Annotated in this window: 13 protein-coding genes; 4 read left to right on the top strand and 9 right to left on the bottom strand. The window is 58.3% G+C overall.

Annotated features, from left to right (window positions below; all coding sequences use genetic code 11):
- Positions 1 to 78: 78 nt before the first annotated feature.
- On the bottom strand, positions 79 to 3,540 hold the full coding sequence (pyc, locus tag AC27VJ_RS17520) for a pyruvate carboxylase (RefSeq protein WP_488685101.1): 3,462 nt from the start codon (positions 3,538 to 3,540) through the stop codon (positions 79 to 81).
- Between the two features lie 121 nt (positions 3,541 to 3,661).
- A complete protein-coding gene (locus tag AC27VJ_RS17525; protein ID WP_488685102.1) occupies positions 3,662 to 4,399 on the bottom strand; it encodes a helix-turn-helix transcriptional regulator in 738 nt (245 codons plus the stop codon).
- Positions 4,400 to 4,754: 355 nt separating this feature from the next.
- Here AC27VJ_RS17525 and AC27VJ_RS17530 point away from each other — a divergent pair, with 355 nt between their 5' ends.
- On the top strand, positions 4,755 to 6,530 hold the full coding sequence (locus AC27VJ_RS17530; RefSeq protein ID WP_113086074.1) for a glucan ABC transporter ATP-binding protein/ permease: 1,776 nt from the start codon (positions 4,755 to 4,757) through the stop codon (positions 6,528 to 6,530).
- Positions 6,531 to 6,616: 86 nt separating this feature from the next.
- Here the strand turns inward: AC27VJ_RS17530 and AC27VJ_RS17535 are convergent, their stop codons facing one another.
- Positions 6,617 to 7,318, bottom strand: a complete 702-nt coding sequence (locus AC27VJ_RS17535) for a DUF1013 domain-containing protein (protein ID WP_353578860.1) — start codon at positions 7,316 to 7,318, stop codon at positions 6,617 to 6,619.
- 236 nt (positions 7,319 to 7,554) lie between these two features.
- On the opposite strand from AC27VJ_RS17535, the gene acs reads away from it, so the two are divergent.
- On the top strand, positions 7,555 to 9,513 hold the full coding sequence (gene acs, locus AC27VJ_RS17540) for an acetate--CoA ligase (RefSeq protein WP_488685103.1): 1,959 nt from the start codon (positions 7,555 to 7,557) through the stop codon (positions 9,511 to 9,513).
- Positions 9,514 to 9,557: 44 nt separating this feature from the next.
- Here the strand turns inward: acs and AC27VJ_RS17545 are convergent, their stop codons facing one another.
- Positions 9,558 to 10,106 carry a L,D-transpeptidase family protein gene (locus tag AC27VJ_RS17545; protein ID WP_488685104.1) on the bottom strand — a complete coding sequence of 183 codons (549 nt, stop codon included), beginning with the start codon at positions 10,104 to 10,106 and terminating at the stop codon, positions 9,558 to 9,560.
- A gap of 195 nt (positions 10,107 to 10,301) precedes the next feature.
- Here AC27VJ_RS17545 and AC27VJ_RS17550 point away from each other — a divergent pair, with 195 nt between their 5' ends.
- On the top strand, positions 10,302 to 10,985 hold the full coding sequence (locus tag AC27VJ_RS17550; protein ID WP_113087478.1) for a response regulator transcription factor: 684 nt from the start codon (positions 10,302 to 10,304) through the stop codon (positions 10,983 to 10,985).
- A gap of 115 nt (positions 10,986 to 11,100) precedes the next feature.
- Entirely contained in the window at positions 11,101 to 11,556 is a 456-nt protein-coding gene (locus tag AC27VJ_RS17555; RefSeq protein WP_488685105.1) for a cyclic nucleotide-binding domain-containing protein, read from the top strand.
- Position 11,557: 1 nt separating this feature from the next.
- On the opposite strand, the gene AC27VJ_RS17560 is transcribed toward AC27VJ_RS17555, so the two are convergent.
- The 5 genes from AC27VJ_RS17560 to AC27VJ_RS17580 form a co-directional block, all read right to left on the bottom strand.
- Complete coding sequence (locus AC27VJ_RS17560) at positions 11,558 to 12,361, bottom strand: exodeoxyribonuclease III (protein ID WP_113087476.1); 804 nt, start codon at positions 12,359 to 12,361, stop codon at positions 11,558 to 11,560.
- Between the two features lie 123 nt (positions 12,362 to 12,484).
- On the bottom strand, positions 12,485 to 13,150 hold the full coding sequence (locus tag AC27VJ_RS17565) for an outer membrane lipoprotein carrier protein LolA (RefSeq protein ID WP_353579289.1): 666 nt from the start codon (positions 13,148 to 13,150) through the stop codon (positions 12,485 to 12,487).
- Positions 13,151 to 13,316: 166 nt separating this feature from the next.
- The gene (locus AC27VJ_RS17570; RefSeq protein ID WP_488685106.1) at positions 13,317 to 15,941 is read right to left on the bottom strand and encodes an FtsK/SpoIIIE family DNA translocase; all 2,625 of its coding nucleotides are present in this window, start codon (positions 15,939 to 15,941) and stop codon (positions 13,317 to 13,319) included.
- Positions 15,942 to 16,160: 219 nt separating this feature from the next.
- Entirely contained in the window at positions 16,161 to 17,522 is a 1,362-nt protein-coding gene (locus tag AC27VJ_RS17575) for an ammonium transporter (protein WP_488685107.1), read from the bottom strand.
- Between the two features lie 28 nt (positions 17,523 to 17,550).
- Positions 17,551 to 17,901 (bottom strand): P-II family nitrogen regulator, encoded by a 351-nt coding sequence (locus AC27VJ_RS17580; RefSeq protein WP_045230924.1) that lies wholly within the window; start codon positions 17,899 to 17,901, stop codon positions 17,551 to 17,553.
- Between the last annotated feature and the right edge of the window lie 186 nt (positions 17,902 to 18,087).

The raw sequence follows: 18,087 nt of genomic DNA on the forward strand, positions 1-18,087 counted from the left end.
TGTTCGTCTCAAAAACATCTATTCAGCAAAAAGCCCACCGTCCGGTGGGCTTTTTCGTGGCGATAGAGAAGGTGACGCTTACTCTCCGTAAGCGATCAGCAAATCCTTGGCATCGATCTGGTCGCCGGGCTTGACCAGCACTTCGGCCACCTTGCCATCGCGCTCCGCATGAAGCGCCGTTTCCATCTTCATGGCTTCGATGGACACAAGCACGTCGCCCGCCTTCACATCCTGCCCCTGATTGACGAAGACGCGGGAGATGACGCCCGGCATCGGCGCACCCACATGGGCGGCATTGCCGGGTTCGGACTTGCGGCGCACGGCAGAGCCGGAGGCACCATGCGCACGATCCGGTACCTTGATGCGGCGCGGCTGGCCGTTAATTTCAAAGAAGACCGTGACCATGCCCTTGTCGTCAATACCGGATGAGGCCTGATTGACGATGACGAGCGTCTTGCCACGTTCGATATCGGCAAACAGTTCCTCGCCGTCCTGCATGCCGTAGAAATAGGCGGGCGTCGGCAGAACCGATACCGGGCCGTAGGTCTCAGACGCCAGCGCAAAATCGGTAAAGACCTTAGGATACATCAGGTAGGAGGCAAACTCGAAATCATCGACCGAACGCTCCAGCTTGGTCTCGATTTCCTTGCGTTCGGCATCCAGATCGGCATCGTCCAGCAGCGAGCCGGGACGAACTGTATAGGGCTTGTCACCCTTCAGCGCCTTCTTCTGCAAGGCTTCCGGCCAACCGCCCGGCGACTGGCCGAGATCGCCTTTCAGCATGGAGACGACCGAATCCGGGAAGGAGACTTCCTTCTCCGGGTTCTCGACATCGGCCACTGTCAGATCCTGAGAGACCATCATCAACGCCATATCGCCGACCACCTTGGACGACGGTGTCACCTTGACGATATCGCCGAACATCTGGTTGACGTCGGCATAGGTCTGCGCGACCTCGTGCCAGCGGCTTTCGAGACCCAGCGAACGGGCCTGTTCCTTGAGGTTGGTGAACTGGCCACCCGGCATTTCGTGCAGATAGACTTCGGATGCCGGTCCCTTGAGATCGCTCTCAAAGGCCGCATATTGGCCGCGCACCGCTTCCCAATAGAAGGAAATGCGACGAATCCATTCCGTATCGAGGCCCGTATCGCGGTCCGTGCCCTTCAGGGCCTCGACGATGGAGCCGAGGCATGGCTGCGAGGTGTTGCCCGAGAGCGCATCCATGGCCGCATCCACGGCATCCACACCCGCCTCAACTGCCGCAAGCACGGTGGCTGCGGAAATACCGGACGTATCATGCGTGTGGAAATGGATCGGTAGGCTGGTCGCCTCCCGCAGCGCCTTGAACAGAACCCGTGCAGCAGCGGGCTTCAACAGCCCCGCCATGTCCTTGACGGCGATGATATGCGCGCCCGCCTTTTCCAACTCGACGGCGAGATTGGTGTAATATTTGAGATCGTATTTCGGGCGGGCGGAATTCAAGAGATCGCCGGTATAGCAGATGGTCGCCTCGCAGAGCTTGTTCTCTTCCGCAATCGCATCCATCGATACGCGCATATTCTCCACCCAGTTCAGGCAGTCGAAGACGCGGAACAGATCGATCCCGCCCTTTGCCGCCTGACGGACGAAATATTTGACGACATTGTCTGGATAGTTCTTGTAGCCGACGCCGTTTGCGCCGCGCAGCAGCATCTGCAGCAGCAGGTTCGGCGCACCTTCGCGCACCAGCGCCAGACGCTCCCACGGATCTTCCGTCAGGAAGCGCATCGACACGTCAAACGTCGCACCACCCCAGCATTCCAGCGACAGAAGCTGCGGCAGGGCCTTGGCGTAAACGCTGGAGACGCGGGCGATGTCATGGGTGCGCACGCGGGTTGCCAGCAGCGACTGGTGGCCGTCGCGCATGGTCGTATCGGTCACCAGAACGCGCTTTTCGTTGCGCATCCACTCGGCAAAACCCTTGGGACCCAGCTTGTCGAGAAGCTGCTTGGTGCCGTCAGGTGTCGGCCGGTCGATATAGGGCACGATGGGTGCTGGTGCATTGGCGGCAGGCTTAACGCGGCCCTTGGTTTCGGGATGGCCGTTGACGGTCACATCGGCCAGATAGGTCAAAAGCTTGGTTGCACGGTCCTGTCGTTTGACCTGCTCGAACAGTTCAGGCGTCGAATCGATGAAGCGCGTCGTGTAGGTGTTTCCGACAAAGCTCGGATGGCTGATGATGGCTTCCAGAAAGGTCAGGTTGGTTGCCACGCCGCGAATACGGAATTCGCGCAGCGCACGATCCATGCGGGCGATGGCTTCCGCTGGCTGTGGAGCCCAGGCGGTGACCTTCACCAGCAACGGGTCGTAATAGCGAGTGATGATCGCGCCCGAATAGGACGTGCCGCCATCCAGACGGATGCCGAAGCCCGAGGCCGAGCGGTATGCGGTGATGCGGCCATAATCGGGAATGAAGTTGTGCTCGGGGTCTTCGGTGGTGATACGGCACTGAAGCGCATGGCCGTTGAGGCGGATGTCCTTTTGCGCCGGCACGCCCGATTCCGGCGTACCGATGGTCTCGCCTTCGAGAATATGGATCTGCGCCTTGACGATGTCGATGCCGGTGACGACTTCGGTGACCGTATGCTCGACCTGAATGCGCGGATTGACCTCGATGAAGTAGAATTTGCCGGTATCGGCATCCATCAGATACTCGACCGTGCCCGCACCGACATAATTGGTGGCCCCGGCAATCTTCAGCGAATAATTGGCCAGTTCCTGACGGCGTTCTTCCGAAAGATAAGGCGCAGGCGCGCGCTCGACCACCTTCTGGTTACGACGCTGGATCGAGCAGTCACGCTCGAACAGATGCACGACATTGCCATGGGTATCGCCGAGAATCTGGCTTTCCACATGGCGGGCGCGTTCCACCAGCTTTTCGAGATACACTTCATCCTTGCCGAAGGCAGCCTTTGCCTCGCGCTTGGCTTCCGTCACTTCACGGGCGAGGTCTTCCTTTTTGCGGATAGCGCGCATACCGCGACCACCGCCGCCCCAGGAGGCTTTCAGCATCACGGGATAGCCGATCTCCTCGGCCATGCGCTCGACCTCTGCCATATCGTCCGGCAAAGGCTCGGTCGCTGGAACAACGGGCACACCGACGGAAATGGCGAGATTGCGCGCGGCGACCTTGTTGCCAAGGCGGCGCATCGTATCTGCCGTCGGGCCGATGAAGATCAGACCCGCCTCGTTGCAGGCCTCCACGAACTCAGGGCTTTCCGACAGAAGGCCATAGCCGGGGTGGATGGCATCTGCGCCCGACAGCTTGGCAACGCGGATCACTTCCTCGATCGACAGATAGCTCTCGATCGGTCCCAGATCCTTGGCCAGATGCGGGCCACGACCGACCTGATAACTCTCATCCGCCTTGAACCGATGCAGCGAAAGCTTGTCTTCTTCTGCCCAGATCGCGACCGTTTTTATGCCAAGCTCATTGGCGGCACGGAACACACGGATCGCAATCTCCGAACGATTGGCGACAAGGATTTTCGATATTTTCAAGACGGCCTCCCAAACCTCGCAGGCACACATATATGCTGCACCGCGAAATTAAGCAGTAAACGTCACGGTTGGAAAGGGCGTTTTTGCGGTTGCCCGTTCGGACGCGTCAGCTGGAAACGTTTCAGGAGATGATGCCGTGTCGAAGCGCAAGCGCCACCACATGCTGGCGGTTTCTGGCGTCGAACTTGCGCTGTATGCCATTGATGTACCAATCCACCGTGTGGCTGGATATGGCGAGGCTTTTGCCGATGTCAGGCGATGTCTTGCCCTGCGCCAGAAGCGTCAGCACATCCAGCTCGCGCCGGGTCAGCTGCGTAACGGAGAGATCGGGCATCGACAGCAGTTCTTCGGATTGTCCCGAAAACTCTAGAAGCCGCCAGAAGGCGGTGCGCATGGCCGTATCGACAATCGACAGCTCCGGCCCGGAAAACAGACGACCATCACCGAGAATGAAAACGCCACCCAGCAAGCCGCTGCGACCATGGACGGGAAAGGCATAACCTTCGCGCAGGCCGAAACGGGCCGCATCCTGAAACAGCTTGGCCGCCCGCTTGCGCTGCGTCGCCTGCGGCAAAAGCCCGACCACATCGCGGCAGCGGAATGGCCGGTGCAACAGGCCGAGCGTGCGCTTGACCGGGTCGATATTGCCGTACTTCTTGGCGTGGTAGGCCTCTGTCCAGCCCGCCGGCAGATGCTCTGCCAGAACTTTGCCGGTGAAGGTCAAATCCTCCGCGTCCCGGCGCACCACCCGGTAGAAATTAAAGCCGAGAAGGCCGATCAAATCATGAAAGGCTGAGAGAAACCGGTCCTCGGTTTTTGCCTCGTCGCACTGAGTCAAAAACTGAAAAACATTGTGCATTGAAGCGAATACCCTGGAAGAAATGAAATAGCGTCGATGTTTGTATCAAATGAGATCTCTGCCCTGACCCCATGCTGCCCGGATCACTCGCCCATTCAGGTTCTACCTTATAAGGTAATCAAAGATTAAAACCATACCGCGAAATCTTATATTGCCGCGCCGTTGCGGCCTCACAATCGCGACATCAAGTTTTTTGCATCACATCCGCTCGAATCCCGCTTCGTTAAGCGCGCATTCATGTGGAAAAAGCGATAAAACAACGACTTGCTCAATCTGCGTCGCTTGTGAAGCGGATGCAGTCATATCACGCTCGAAACGAGCGCTGACCGACGGACATGAAGACAGGATTTCGGAATTGACACTGTTTCAGGTTTATACGCGCGCCCTGCGCTACCTCGCCAACAACAAGTGGCGTGTCACCATCGTCGTTGTCGCAAACATTATTCTTGCAGCGATCACCATTGCTGAGCCGGTGCTGTTCGGGCGCATCATCGACGGACTGTCCTCCGGCTCTATCCCGGTCAACATCCTCATCCTCTGGGGAGCGTTTGCCCTGTTCAACACGGTCGCCTATGTCGCAGTCGCGCGTGAGGCGGACCGTTTGGCACATGGACGCCGCGCGTCCCTGTTGACGGAAGCCTTCGGCCGGATCATCTCCATGCCGCTCTCATGGCACCACCAGCGTGGCACATCCAACGCGCTGCATACGCTTTTGCGCGCCAGTGAAACGCTGTTCGGCCTGTGGCTGGAATTCATGCGCACCCATCTTGCGACATTCGTTGCGCTGATTCTTCTCATCCCGACAGCCATTTCCATGGACCTGCGTCTCAGCCTTGTCTTGATGGCGCTGGGCGTCGTTTATTGGTTCATCGGCAAGTGGGTGATGGAGAGGACCAAGGAAGGTCAGGCATCCGTCGAAGAGCATTACCACACGGTCTTTGCCCATGTCAGCGATTCGATCAGCAACGTTTCGGTATTGCATAGCTACAACCGCATCGAAGCGGAAACCAAAGCTCTGAAGTCCTTTACGGAGCGACTTCTCAGCGCGCAGTATCCGGTTCTGGACTGGTGGGCCTTTGCAAGTGCATTGAACCGGACCGCCTCTTCCGTTTCGATGATGATCATCCTCATTGTCGGTGCTATCCTGGTGAAGAACGGCGAGTTGCGGGTTGGTGACATCATTGCCTTCATCGGCTTTGCCAACCTGCTGATCGGGCGTCTGGACCAGGTACGCGCTTTCGCCACCCAGATTTTCGAGGCTCGCGCCAAGCTCGTGGACTTCTTCAAGCTGGAAGATTCCGTGCAGGACCGTGAAGAGCCGACAGGCGCTATCGAACTTGGCAACGTCACCGGCAAGGTGGAATTCCGCAACGTTAACTTTGGCTTTGCCAACACCAAGCAGGGCGTGCATGACGTGTCCTTCACCGCCAATGCCGGCGAGACTATCGCCATCGTTGGACCGACAGGTGCGGGCAAGACCACGCTCATCAATCTGCTGCAGCGAGTATACGATCCCAATGGCGGCCAGATTCTGGTGGATGGTACCGATATTTCCAACGTGACGCGTCAGTCCCTGCGTCACTCCATTGCCACCGTCTTCCAGGATGCCGGTCTTCTCAACCGCTCCATTCGCGACAACATTCGCTTGGGTCGCGATAGTGCAACCGATGACGAAATCGCTCAGGCCGCTGCCGCTGCCGCTGCGACCGACTTCATCGACAGCAGGAACACCGGCTACATGACGCAGGTGGGCGAACGCGGCAACCGTCTATCCGGCGGCGAGCGTCAGCGCATCGCCATCGCTCGCGCCGTGTTGAAGAATGCGCCGATCCTCGTTCTGGACGAAGCAACCAGCGCGCTCGACGTGGAAACCGAAGCCCGGGTGAAAGATGCTGTCGATGCTCTTCGCAAGAACAGAACGACCTTCATCATCGCCCACCGCCTGTCCACCGTCCGCGATGCCGATCTGGTTCTGTTCATGGATAATGGCCGCATCATCGAGAAGGGTACCTTCGATGAGCTAAGCATGCGCGGCGGTCGCTTCTCGTCCCTGCTGCGGGCCAGTGGCCTGCTGAACGATGACGAAAAAACCGGCGCACCTGTTCTGTCCATGCCCGCCAAGTCGGCTTGATCCTCGAAGCCTTCGAGAAAACCATAGGTAAGAAAAAGCCCCGGTCGATGCCGGGGCTTTTTTTGTGCTGATCGATAATATCGAAATCAATAATTGTCGTCTTCGTCGTCATCCTTGCGGGTAGACTTGAGCGAGCTGAGCTTGGCGAAAACGGCGTTGGCGTCGATTTCTTTTTCTTCTTCACGCTCGTAATTGTAACCGAGGCTTTCGGTTGCTGCTGCCGGCTGCAGCGTCGCGTCCAGCTCTTCCTGGGTTGGAAGCGGACGGCCGCGCGATGCGCGCTCGACTTCGAGGTCGAGATCGATCTGGCTGCAAAGGCCGAGTGTGACCGGGTCCATCGGTGTCAGATTGGCCGAGTTCCAGTGGGTACGGTCCCTGATCTGCTCGATGGTGGACTTGGTCGTACCGACGAGGCGCGAGATCTGCGCGTCCTTCAGTTCGGCATGGTTGCGCACCAGCCACAAAATGGCGTTCGGGCGATCCTGACGCTTGGAAACCGGCGTATAACGCGGACCACGGCGCTTGGATTCAGGCACGCGAACCTTTGGCTCGGAAAGCTTGATCTTGTGATTGGGATTGGCTTCGGCGCGCGCGATTTCATCGCGGGAAAGCTGTCCGGTGGAAATAGGGTCGAGACCCTTGATGCCCTGTGCAGCTTCGCCGTCAGCAATAGCCTTAACTTCAAGCGGATGCAGCTTGCAGAACGTGGCGATCTGATCGAACGACAGCGCGGTGTTGTCCACCAGCCAGACGGCCGTCGCTTTCGGCATGAGCAGTGTTTGAGCCATAGATACAGTCCTTCTGTCCGTCCGCTCCGGGGGCGCGGGCCGTGGATGTTAACCACTGATTTCCGGGATATGAGCGGTCTATAGCTCCATTGCATCAGAAATGCAATTCTTTGCGCAACAAATGACCTTTGTCTAATTGCCTGAGGTCACTGAACTGCTATGAATCTGGCACATGACTGGAGAAAAGGAGTCTCCGGTAATTGCAAAAGACGCGATGCGTTCTCGAGGAGGAATTCATGTCTGCCAAAATCTATCCGGTTCTGAAGTCTGCAAAAAAGAACACCCTGATCGACAACGACAAATACCTGAAATGGTATGAGCAGAGCGTCGAGGATCCCGACAAGTTCTGGGGCAAGCATGGCAAGCGGATAGACTGGTTTAAGCCCTATACGAAGGTGAAGAACACCTCCTTCAAGGGCAAGGTGCCGATCAAGTGGTTCGAGGATGGGCTGACCAACGTCTCCTACAATTGCATCGACCGTCACCTGAAGACCCATGGCGAGCGCACGGCGATCATCTGGGAGGGCGACAATCCCTATATCGACAAGAAGATCACCTATAACCAGCTTTACGATGCGGTGTGTCGTCTGGCCAATGTGATGAAGAAGCACGGCGTCAAGAAGGGCGACCGGGTGACGATCTACATGCCGATGATCCCGGAAGCGACTTATGCGATGCTGGCCTGCGCTCGCATCGGTGCTGTGCATTCGGTGGTGTTCGGCGGCTTTTCGCCGGATGCGCTGGCAGGCCGCATCGTCGATTGCGAATCCACCTTCGTCATCACCTGCGACGAGGGCGTGCGCGGCGGCAAGCCGATCCCTTTGAAGGAGAACACCGACAAGGCCATTCACATCGCTGCCAAGCAGCATGTCATCGTCAACAAGGTGCTGGTGGTGCGCCGCACCGGCGGCAAGACCAACTGGGCACCGGGCCGCGACCTCTGGTATCATCAGGAAATCGCTTCCGTTAAACCCCATTGCGACCCGGTGAAGATGAAGGCGGAAGACCCGCTGTTCATTCTCTACACCTCAGGTTCGACAGGAAAGCCCAAGGGCGTGCTGCACACCACGGGTGGCTATCTCGTCTATGTGTCGATGACGCATGAATATGTCTTCGATTATCACGATGGCGATATCTACTGGTGCACCGCCGATGTCGGCTGGGTGACGGGCCATTCCTATATCGTCTATGGCCCGCTCGCCAATTGCGCCACAACCGTCATGTTCGAAGGCGTGCCGAACTTCCCGGATCAGGGTCGCTTCTGGGAGGTCATCGACAAGCATCAGGTCAATATCTTCTACACCGCCCCCACCGCCCTGCGTTCGCTGATGGGGGCGGGCGACGAGTTCGTCAAACGCTCCTCACGCTCCAGCCTGCGGCTGCTTGGCACGGTGGGTGAGCCGATCAACCCCGAGGCATGGGAATGGTATTACCATGTGGTGGGCGAGGATAAGAGCCCGATTGTCGATACATGGTGGCAGACGGAAACCGGCGGTATTCTGATCACGCCGCTGCCGGGTGCGACCGATCTTAAGCCCGGCTCGGCCACACGGCCCTTCTTCGGCGTCCAGCCACAGCTGGTCGATGCCGAGGGCAAGGTGCTGGAAGGGGCAGCCGATGGCAATCTGTGCATCGCCGATAGCTGGCCGGGACAATCGCGCACCGTCTATGGCGATCACCAGCGCTTCATCGACACCTACTTCTCGACCTACAAGGGCAAATACTTCACCGGCGATGGCTGCCGCCGCGATGAGGATGGCTATTACTGGATCACCGGTCGCGTCGATGACGTCCTCAATGTCTCCGGCCATCGTCTGGGCACGGCGGAAGTCGAATCGGCACTTGTCTCGCACAATCTCGTCTCCGAGGCTGCGGTGGTGGGCTACCCGCATTCCATCAAGGGACAGGGCATTTACTGCTATGTCACGCTGATGGCAGGACAGACCGGAGACGATGCGCTTCGTGCCGAACTCGTCAAGCATGTCCGCAACGAAATCGGTCCCGTCGCCACGCCCGACAAGATCCAGTTCTCGCCGGGCCTGCCCAAGACCCGCTCGGGTAAGATCATGCGCCGCATTCTGCGCAAGATCGCCGAGGATGACTTTGGCTCGCTGGGCGACACGTCCACGCTGGCTGATCCCGCAGTCGTCGATGACCTCATCGAGAACAGGCAGAATAAGGCGCAAGCGGCGTAATGCTCACTCTTTCTTTTCCTCACCAAGAGGCGAAGAAAGACGCGCTAAAGCACCCTGATCTTTCTGCCCTTTTTCAGAAAGGGCAGAATGCGGCGCATGTCTCTGGGGTGCAGCGCCACGCATCCGGCGGTCGGCTCATAGCCGGGGCGGATCATGTGCATGAAGATCGCAGAGCCTAGATTGCGGCGACGGGACGTGATGTTCCAGTCCAGCACGAGGCAGACGTCGTAAAGACCGTCCTGCCTCAAAATCTCCTCGTGGCTCTTCCGGAAGGGTGCTTTGACAAGCCTGTTATAGTTCGGATCATCAGGCGAATCGCACCATAGCATATCGCTTCGTGTGCGATGCATCGTCAGCGATGTTTTCAAGGCGGCCACCCGATCGCCCCGGTGAAAACCGTAGAGAACGGCCATAGTCGTGATCGGGGTTTTACCGTCGCCTTCGCGTTTCAGGGCCGTGCGTCCATTACGACCGATGGCGGCGGGAAAGGTCAGGCGGCCCAATTGCAGCAAAGCGCGACTTTTAATGCGCGGGGCGGGCCGAACCAGCAGTTTTGAGGGGGATTTTTGCCGTTTTTTTGCGCCTGTTGCCATAGTTCTCACGAGATTTTGCTTTGCAGGTGTGCCAACGTGACCTCATAGCTCCGCGTTACAGAGCGACGAAGGGTTGACGGCGCGGCGTCAAACCGCTGAATTAGCTCACGAAAGCGAAAAGCATGTCGGCACCGACACCCGCTGAACACTTTGGCGCGATATGCTTTAATATACAAAGAAAGGCTGAGATATCCCATGACGGCCCGTACACTTCTTCTGGTGGATGACGACGACGACCTGCGTGAGACCCTTGCCGAGCAATTGTCTCCTTACGAGGAATTCTCGCTTCTGACCGGCGCCAATGCCAATGCTGCCATCCAGACCGCAAAATCGACGCAGGTCGATCTGCTCATCATGGATGTCGGCTTGCCTGATATGGACGGGCGCGAGGCGGTGAAGCTGATGCGCAAGAACGGCTTCAAGTCCCCCATCATCATGCTGACCGGCCACGACACGGATTCCGACACCATCCTCGGCCTCGAGGCCGGTGCGAACGACTATGTCACCAAGCCGTTCCGCTTTGCGGTGCTTCTGGCCCGTATTCGTGCGCAGCTGCGCCAGTATGAGCAGAGCGAGGACGCCGTCTTCACCGTTGGCCCGTATCAGTTCAAGCCGAGCCAGAAGCTGCTGACCACCGAAGACGGCAAGAAAATCCGCCTCACGGAAAAGGAAGCGGCGATCATCCGTTATCTCTACCGCGCAGGCAGTGCCGTCGTCACGCGTGACGTTTTGCTGGAAGAGGTCTGGGGTTACAATTCCGGCGTCACCACCCACACGCTCGAAACCCATGTTTACCGCCTGCGTCAGAAGATCGAGCGCGATCCGTCCAATGCCGAACTTCTCGTTACCGAGAATGGTGGTTACAAGATCGTTCCCTGATTATTCCGGCACTTGCGGGAATTGATCGCGTGAAATTAATAGAGGCGTGGCCCTTGTCTTGGCCGCGCCTTTGTTCGAAAACCGTTGTGATTGCAAGTCCGGGGTTTCGAACGATATGGCATTGAACGACGACATCCAGCTACTGGCCAAGGTGCCCCTGTTTCAGGGCTTCACCGATGACCAGCTGCGTCTGATCGCCTTCGGTGCCGAGCGGCGCAGGATTGCCGAGGGCCAGGCCCTATTTCGCGAACATTCCCCCGCCGAATGCGCCTTCGTCATCGCCCGCGGCGGCTTTTATCTCTACAGCGCCGGTCGCAGCGGCAAGGCCGAACTTCAGGCAACGCCCACATCGGGAACCCTGCTCTCGGAGCTTGCGCTGTTCACGCTGTGCGAACGCAAATACACCGCAGTCGCCACGGAAGATTCCGAAGTCATCCGCATCACCCGCATCCTCTTCCACCGCATGATCGAAGAATTTCCAGATGTTGCCGACGTCGTCCTGACCCGCATCCGCGACAACATCGCAGCCCTCTCTGCTGGCGCCACCGCGCTTCAGGGGCGGTTTTCTTAAATCAAAACTTAAACCGCGCCGTCACGGGCACGTGGTCTGACGGGCGGTTCCAGCCGCGGGCTTCGCGCAGGATGTCGATACCCTCCAGCGAGGGGCCGAGGTCTTGCGAGGACCAGATGTGGTCGAGGCGGCGGCCGCGGTCGGCGGCTTCCCAGTCCTTGGCGCGGTAGCTCCACCAGGTGTAGATTTTTTCGCTGTCGGGCACGTTGAGGCGCATCAGGTCGAGCCAGTTGCCCTTTTTCATGATCTCCAGCAGGCCTTCCGTCTCAACCGGCGTGTGGCTGACGATTTTCAGGAGCTGCTTGTGCGACCAGACATCGTTTTCGAGCGGCGCGATATTCAGATCACCGACCAGGATCGAAGACGTGCCGGGAACGCCATCGGCGCTGAGAGCCTTCATCTCCTCGATGAAATCGAGCTTGTGGCCGAATTTCGGGTTGATCGCGCGATCCGGCTCATCGCCACCGGCAGGAACGTAGAAATTATGCAGGCGAATTCTACGCGAGCCGACCTGCACGATGCCGGATATGTGGCGCGCATCGCCAATGCCGCAATAATCCTGACGATGGTCTTCGGTCAGCGGCAGCCTGGAGGCAATCGCCACGCCGTGATAGCCCTTCTGGCCATGAATGATGACATGCTCGTAACCGAGGGCCTTCAGGGGCTTCAGCGGAAACTCGCCATTCGGGCATTTCGTTTCCTGCAGGCAGATGACATCGGGTTGGTAACGCACCAGAAACTGCTCGACAATCGGCATGCGCAGCCGCACCGAGTTGATGTTCCATGTGGTTATCGAGAAGGTCATGCCTGCGCTCCGTTCGTCCTTTAAGGAAAGGTGGAGGCAGGCTTATAACATCGGCCCGGAAACGGGAATTCTTTTCTCCCGGACAATGCTTGGAAAACTCTGGATGAAGGAGCAGCGGTTGCGTCAGCCGCGACCGCGCACTTCCTCGTAATTGATGGCAAAAACCTTGTCGTCGAGGGCCATACCCGTCTGGACGTTGAAAATCATCACCGTCGTGTCCTTGTTCTGCGCATCCGTCGTGGTCCACTGGCGCAGATCGAAGGTTTTGGGGTCGAACATCAAGGTAATGGTGCTATCGCCGAAAATGCTCTTGTCGCCCAGAACGATCGTGGTGAGGTCGGACTCTTCTTTCACATCGCGAACCTTCTGGTGGTTCAGGTCGATCTTGTCGGCCAGAAGCAGGCTGAGCGGGGTTTTCGACAGCGGATAGAGATCCCACGTCTTCAGCTTATTGTTGCCGATGACGACATTCTTGCCATCGGAAATGACGCGCATGGGCGATGGGTCTTCATAGTTGAAGCGCAGCTTGCCGGGCCGGGCGATGTAGAATTTGCCACCGGTCTGTTCGCCGCGCGGACCGAACTGGACGAATTCGCCCATCATGGTTTTGACGGACGAGAAGTGGTTTGCAATTTTCTGGGCAGTCGCATCGCCCTGCGCAAAGGCAGCCAGCGGCTGCAGCGCGGCGAAAGCTGCCGTTGCCGAAAACAGGGTCATTACGCCACGGCGCGTCATCGGGCTTTCAAGCCCTGCGGACTGCGCGGAAACGACCGGGATAGTCTTTTTCATTCTTTTCTCCTTCATCGCTTTCCTATTGCCGAAAAAACGCGGCGGCTTCATGACATCAGGGGTTTGCTATAACGCCAAAGCCGAGCCTTGGTTGCTGATATCTGCGTGAAGATGCGTGGTATTCAGCAACCGGGCGAGTGGATTGGCGCGCTTTTGCCTGTTACGATCAATCCTGTTCGGTCGGCACCAGAATTTCGCGTTTGCCGGCATGGTTGGCAGGGCCGATGATGCCTTCCTGTTCCATCCGCTCGATCAGCGAAGCAGCGCGGTTATAGCCTATGCCGAGGCGGCGCTGGACATAGGACGTGGACGCCTTTCCATCACGCAGCACGACGGCCACGGCCTGATCGTATGGATCATCTGATTCGGCCATGTTGCCCGTGCCTGCGGGTCCGCCGCCATCTTCGTCCTCATCCTCTTCGGTGATGGATTCGAGATATTCAGGCGCGCCTTGGGTCTTCAGATAGGCAACGATGTCCTCGACTTCATTATCGGCCACGAAGGGGCCATGAACGCGCTGAATGCGCCCGCCACCGGCCATATAGAGCATGTCGCCCATGCCCAGCAGCTGTTCGGCCCCCTGCTCACCCAGAATGGTGCGGCTGTCGATCTTGGAGGTGACCTGGAAGGAGATACGCGTCGGGAAGTTGGCCTTGATCGTACCGGTGATGACGTCCACCGATGGGCGCTGGGTGGCCATGATGACGTGGATGCCAGCCGCACGCGCCATCTGCGCCAGGCGCTGGACTGCACCTTCGATATCCTTGCCCGCAACCATCATCAGGTCGGCCATTTCGTCGATGATGACGACGATATAGGGTAGCGGCTTCAGGTCGAACTCTTCGGTCTCATACATGGCCTCGCCGGTCTGGCGGTCGAAACCGGTCTGCACGGTGCGCGTCAGCACCTCGCCCTTGTCCAAAGCCTGCTGAACGCGGGTGTTGAAGCCATCGATGTTGCGCACACCGATCTTGGACATCTTCTTGTAGCGCTCTTCCATCTCCCGCACGGTCCATTTCAGCGCAACGACGGCCTTCTTCGGATCGGTGACGACGGGAGACAGCAGATGCGGAATGCCATCGTAGACCGACAGTTCCAGCATTTTCGGGTCGATCATGATGAGGCGGCACTGTTCCGGCGTCATGCGGTAGAGCAGCGACAGGATCATGGTGTTGATGGCAACCGATTTACCAGAACCCGTGGTACCGGCGACCAGAAGATGCGGCATCTTGGCGAGATCGGCAATCACCGCTTCGCCGCCAATGGTCTTGCCCAGCGACATGGGCAGTTTGGCCTTGTTGTTTTCGAAATCGCGCGAGGCGATCAACTCACGCAGATAAACGGTCTCACGAATCTTGTTGGGCAGTTCGATGCCGATGGCATTGCGACCCGGCACGACGGCAACGCGGGCGGCAATCGCGCTCATGGAGCGGGCAATATCGTCGGCGAGGCCGATGACGCGTGAGGACTTGATGCCCGGCGCTGGCTCCAGCTCGTACATGGTCACGACAGGGCCGGGGCGAACATGGATGATCTCACCCTTGACGCCGAAATCCTCCAGCACGCCTTCCAGCCTGCGGGCATTCTGCTCCAGAACCTCTGCGGAGAGCGTGGTGTCGCGAACGACGTTTTTCGGCTCTGCCAGAAGGTGGACGGAAGGCAGCTGGAAGCCGTCTGCGGCAATGAAGGAGGTTTGCGCATCGCGCGCCACGCGGTCGCTCGGCTTTGGGCGAGGAGGCGGTGCGGTGATACGGGTCTGGCCGACAGGCGGGCGCGGCGAGAACTTCGTGTCGGCGGACAGCACGCCATCGGGCAGGCTGTCCTCGTCATCGAGGTCATCATCACCCATGGAAATCGGCGGCGGCGAGATTTCGCGGCGCGCACGGGCTTCCGCCCGCTCTTCGAAGGACGGTTCAGCGCGGTCCAGCCGGTTGATTGCGGTCTTGAGACGCGATGGCTCGTTCAGCGTGCCGAATTCATAATCGTTGAAATCATAGGGCTGTTCGAATTCATTGCGCATCGACTTCGGCTTGAGGCCAAACAGACGGCGGAAACGGGCTTGGGTGATGTACCAGTAATGGGTGAGCAGACCGATAGCGAGGAAATTGCTGAAGAACCCTTCGCCGTCATCCTCATCCTCTTCGACAGCGTCCTGCACCTTGCGGGCCTTGGACGGCGCTGCGGCCTGCGCCACCAGCAGGTCATCCTCTTCATCGGGCGCGCCGAACAGGCCGGACGCAAACAGCATCAGCCATGCGGAGGGGATGGCGAAGATGACGCCGAGAACCGTGGCGAATGTGCCGGTGGGATAGGCACCGATGAACAGCGCAGGAAAACGCAGGATCATATCACCAACAACGCCGCCGATACCGTTGGGCAGCGGCCATGTCAGAGGTGCTGGGAAGCAGCCGAGCGAGGCGGACGCTATAAAGGCACCGCTGATCCAGGCGACGAGACGGGCGGGGATACGATGGAATTTGCGACCGGAGATCAGCGCGAAAGCCCAGGCAAGTATGGGCAGCATGGCAATAAGCGCCGAAAGACCCAGAAACTGCATCATGATATCGGCAAAGATCGCGCCGCTGCGCCCCAGCAGATTGGTCGGTTCGTTGCCCGTGGCGTAGGACAGACTTGGATCGGCGACATTCCAGGTGGCCAATGCGGTAATGCCCAGTGCCAGCACGCCGAGAACGGCGAAACCACACAGGGCCATGATCTGGCGCACCACAAATGCCGTCAGCACGAAGCGGTTATCACGACCATTGAATGTCGGTGAATTCACTCTGTCCATAATCTGAACCTGTCGTTCTTTTCGTTGCTTCCGAAGTCCGCGCCAGAGCGACGCAGACGGGATGACAGGCCAAAGTACCGGCTTGGTGGTTAATATGGCATTAACCATGCAAAATCAGGTGTAACCAATGATTTTCGAAACGAAAAAAGCCCGGCTTTTGCCGGGCTTTTCGATTGTTCGGTGTCGGGCGGTCGTGTGATCGACCGCGCTTGCCATGGCTTAGGAGTGGTAAGCCGCTTCGCCGTGGGAGGCCAGATCGAGACCTTCGCGTTCGGCTTCGACCGGAACACGCAGACCGACGATGATGTCGACGACCTTGTAGAGGATCGCAGAGCCGATACCGGTCCACAGGAGCGTGATGACGACGGCCTGAGCCTGAACCATGAACTGGCCGCTCATGGTCTGTTCGCCTGCATAACCAACACCGCCCAGCGATGCGCTTGCGAAGATGCCGGTTGCGAGCGCACCGAAGATACCGCCGACGCCGTGAACGCCGAAGACGTCTGCCGTGTCGTCATAGCCGAACTTGTTCTTCACGACCGAGACGAAGAAGTAGCACAGTGGCGAGACGATGATGCCCATGACGATGGCGCCCATGGGGCCAACGATACCGGCTGCCGGTGTGATGGCAACCAGACCGGCGATCATTCCGGATGCAGCGCCCAGCATGGATGCTTTTCCGCGCGTGAAGGTTTCAACCACGCACCACGACAGGATGGCAGCAGCCGTTGCAACGAAGGTATTGACGGTTGCGAGCATCGCACCGCTGGAAGCTTCCAGGTTGGAACCGGCGTTGAAGCCGAACCAGCCGACCCAGAGCATGGCTGCACCGACATAGGTCAGCGTCATGGAGTGAGGCGCCATCATGTCCTTGCCGAAGCCCGTGCGCTTGCCAACCATGATCGCACCGATCAGACCGGCAACACCGGCGTTGATGTGAACGACCGTGCCGCCAGCGAAGTCGAGAGCGCCGAGGCCGAAGAGGTAGCCCTTTGCGTCCCAGACCATGTGGGCAATCGGGAAGTAGACGAAGGTGACCCAGAGAATGCAGAACAGGATGGAAGCGGAGAACTTGATGCGCTCAGCAAAGGCACCGATGATCAGCGCCGGTGTGATGGCAGCAAATGTCATCTGGAACATCACGAAGATGAATTCCGGAATGACGACGCCCTGCGAGAAGGTCGCAGCCGTGCTGTCCTTGGTGACGCCAGACAGGAAGAGCTTGGCGAAGCCGCCGAAGAACGGGCTTTCGGAACCGCCGAAGGCGAAGGAATAGCCGTAGACGACCCAGATGATCATGACGCTGGCAGCAATCACAGTGACCTGCATCAGCACCGACAGCATGTTCTTGCTGCGAACCAGACCACCGTAAAACAGTCCCAGACCCGGAATGATCATGAACAGCACGAGGATGGTGGCAAGGAACATGAAGGCGGTGTCGCCCTTGTCAGGCACAGGTGCCGCAGCAGCTGCTGCTACCGCTGGAGCCGCTGCATCCTGCGCGAAGGCTGCAATCGGGGCCAGAAGGGCCGCCGCACTGGCGCCAAGCGCGCTGAGTGTGGAAATCTTGTTGAATTGCATGGTTTGAAAACTCCCCTGTCAGCCGTGCTTAGAGCGCTTCTGTGTTTGTTTCGCCGGTACGGATGCGCACGGCCTGTTCAATCGAGTAGACGAAAATCTTGCCGTCGCCGATCTGCCCTGTCTTTGCGGAAGACGCGATGGCTTCAACGGCCTTCTCCACCAGATCGGACGCGACAGCGATTTCGATCTTCAACTTGGGAAGAAAGCTGACCGCGTATTCGGTGCCGCGATAAATTTCGGTATGTCCCTTCTGGCGTCCGTAACCCTTCACTTCGGTCACGGTCAGGCCCTGAATACCGACAGCGGTGAGCGCTTCACGCACTTCGTCCAGCTTGAACGGCTTGATAATGGCCATCACAATTTTCATCTGGTTTCCCATCCTTTGTTATCTCGGCACGAGGCCGACTTGTCCCGACGCTGGCAGATCAGTAACAGCGACTGATCTCCTACATTCAAGGCGCGTGCCAGTTTGACGGGTCCTGTATAAGTTATTGAAAAGTAAAGGCTATAATAAATTCGTCTGGAAAATAGGCATGTGTTTGCGCGTTATGCGCGCAATTAATAT

Source organism: Agrobacterium sp. 20P9.1.2 (assembly GCF_057799395.1).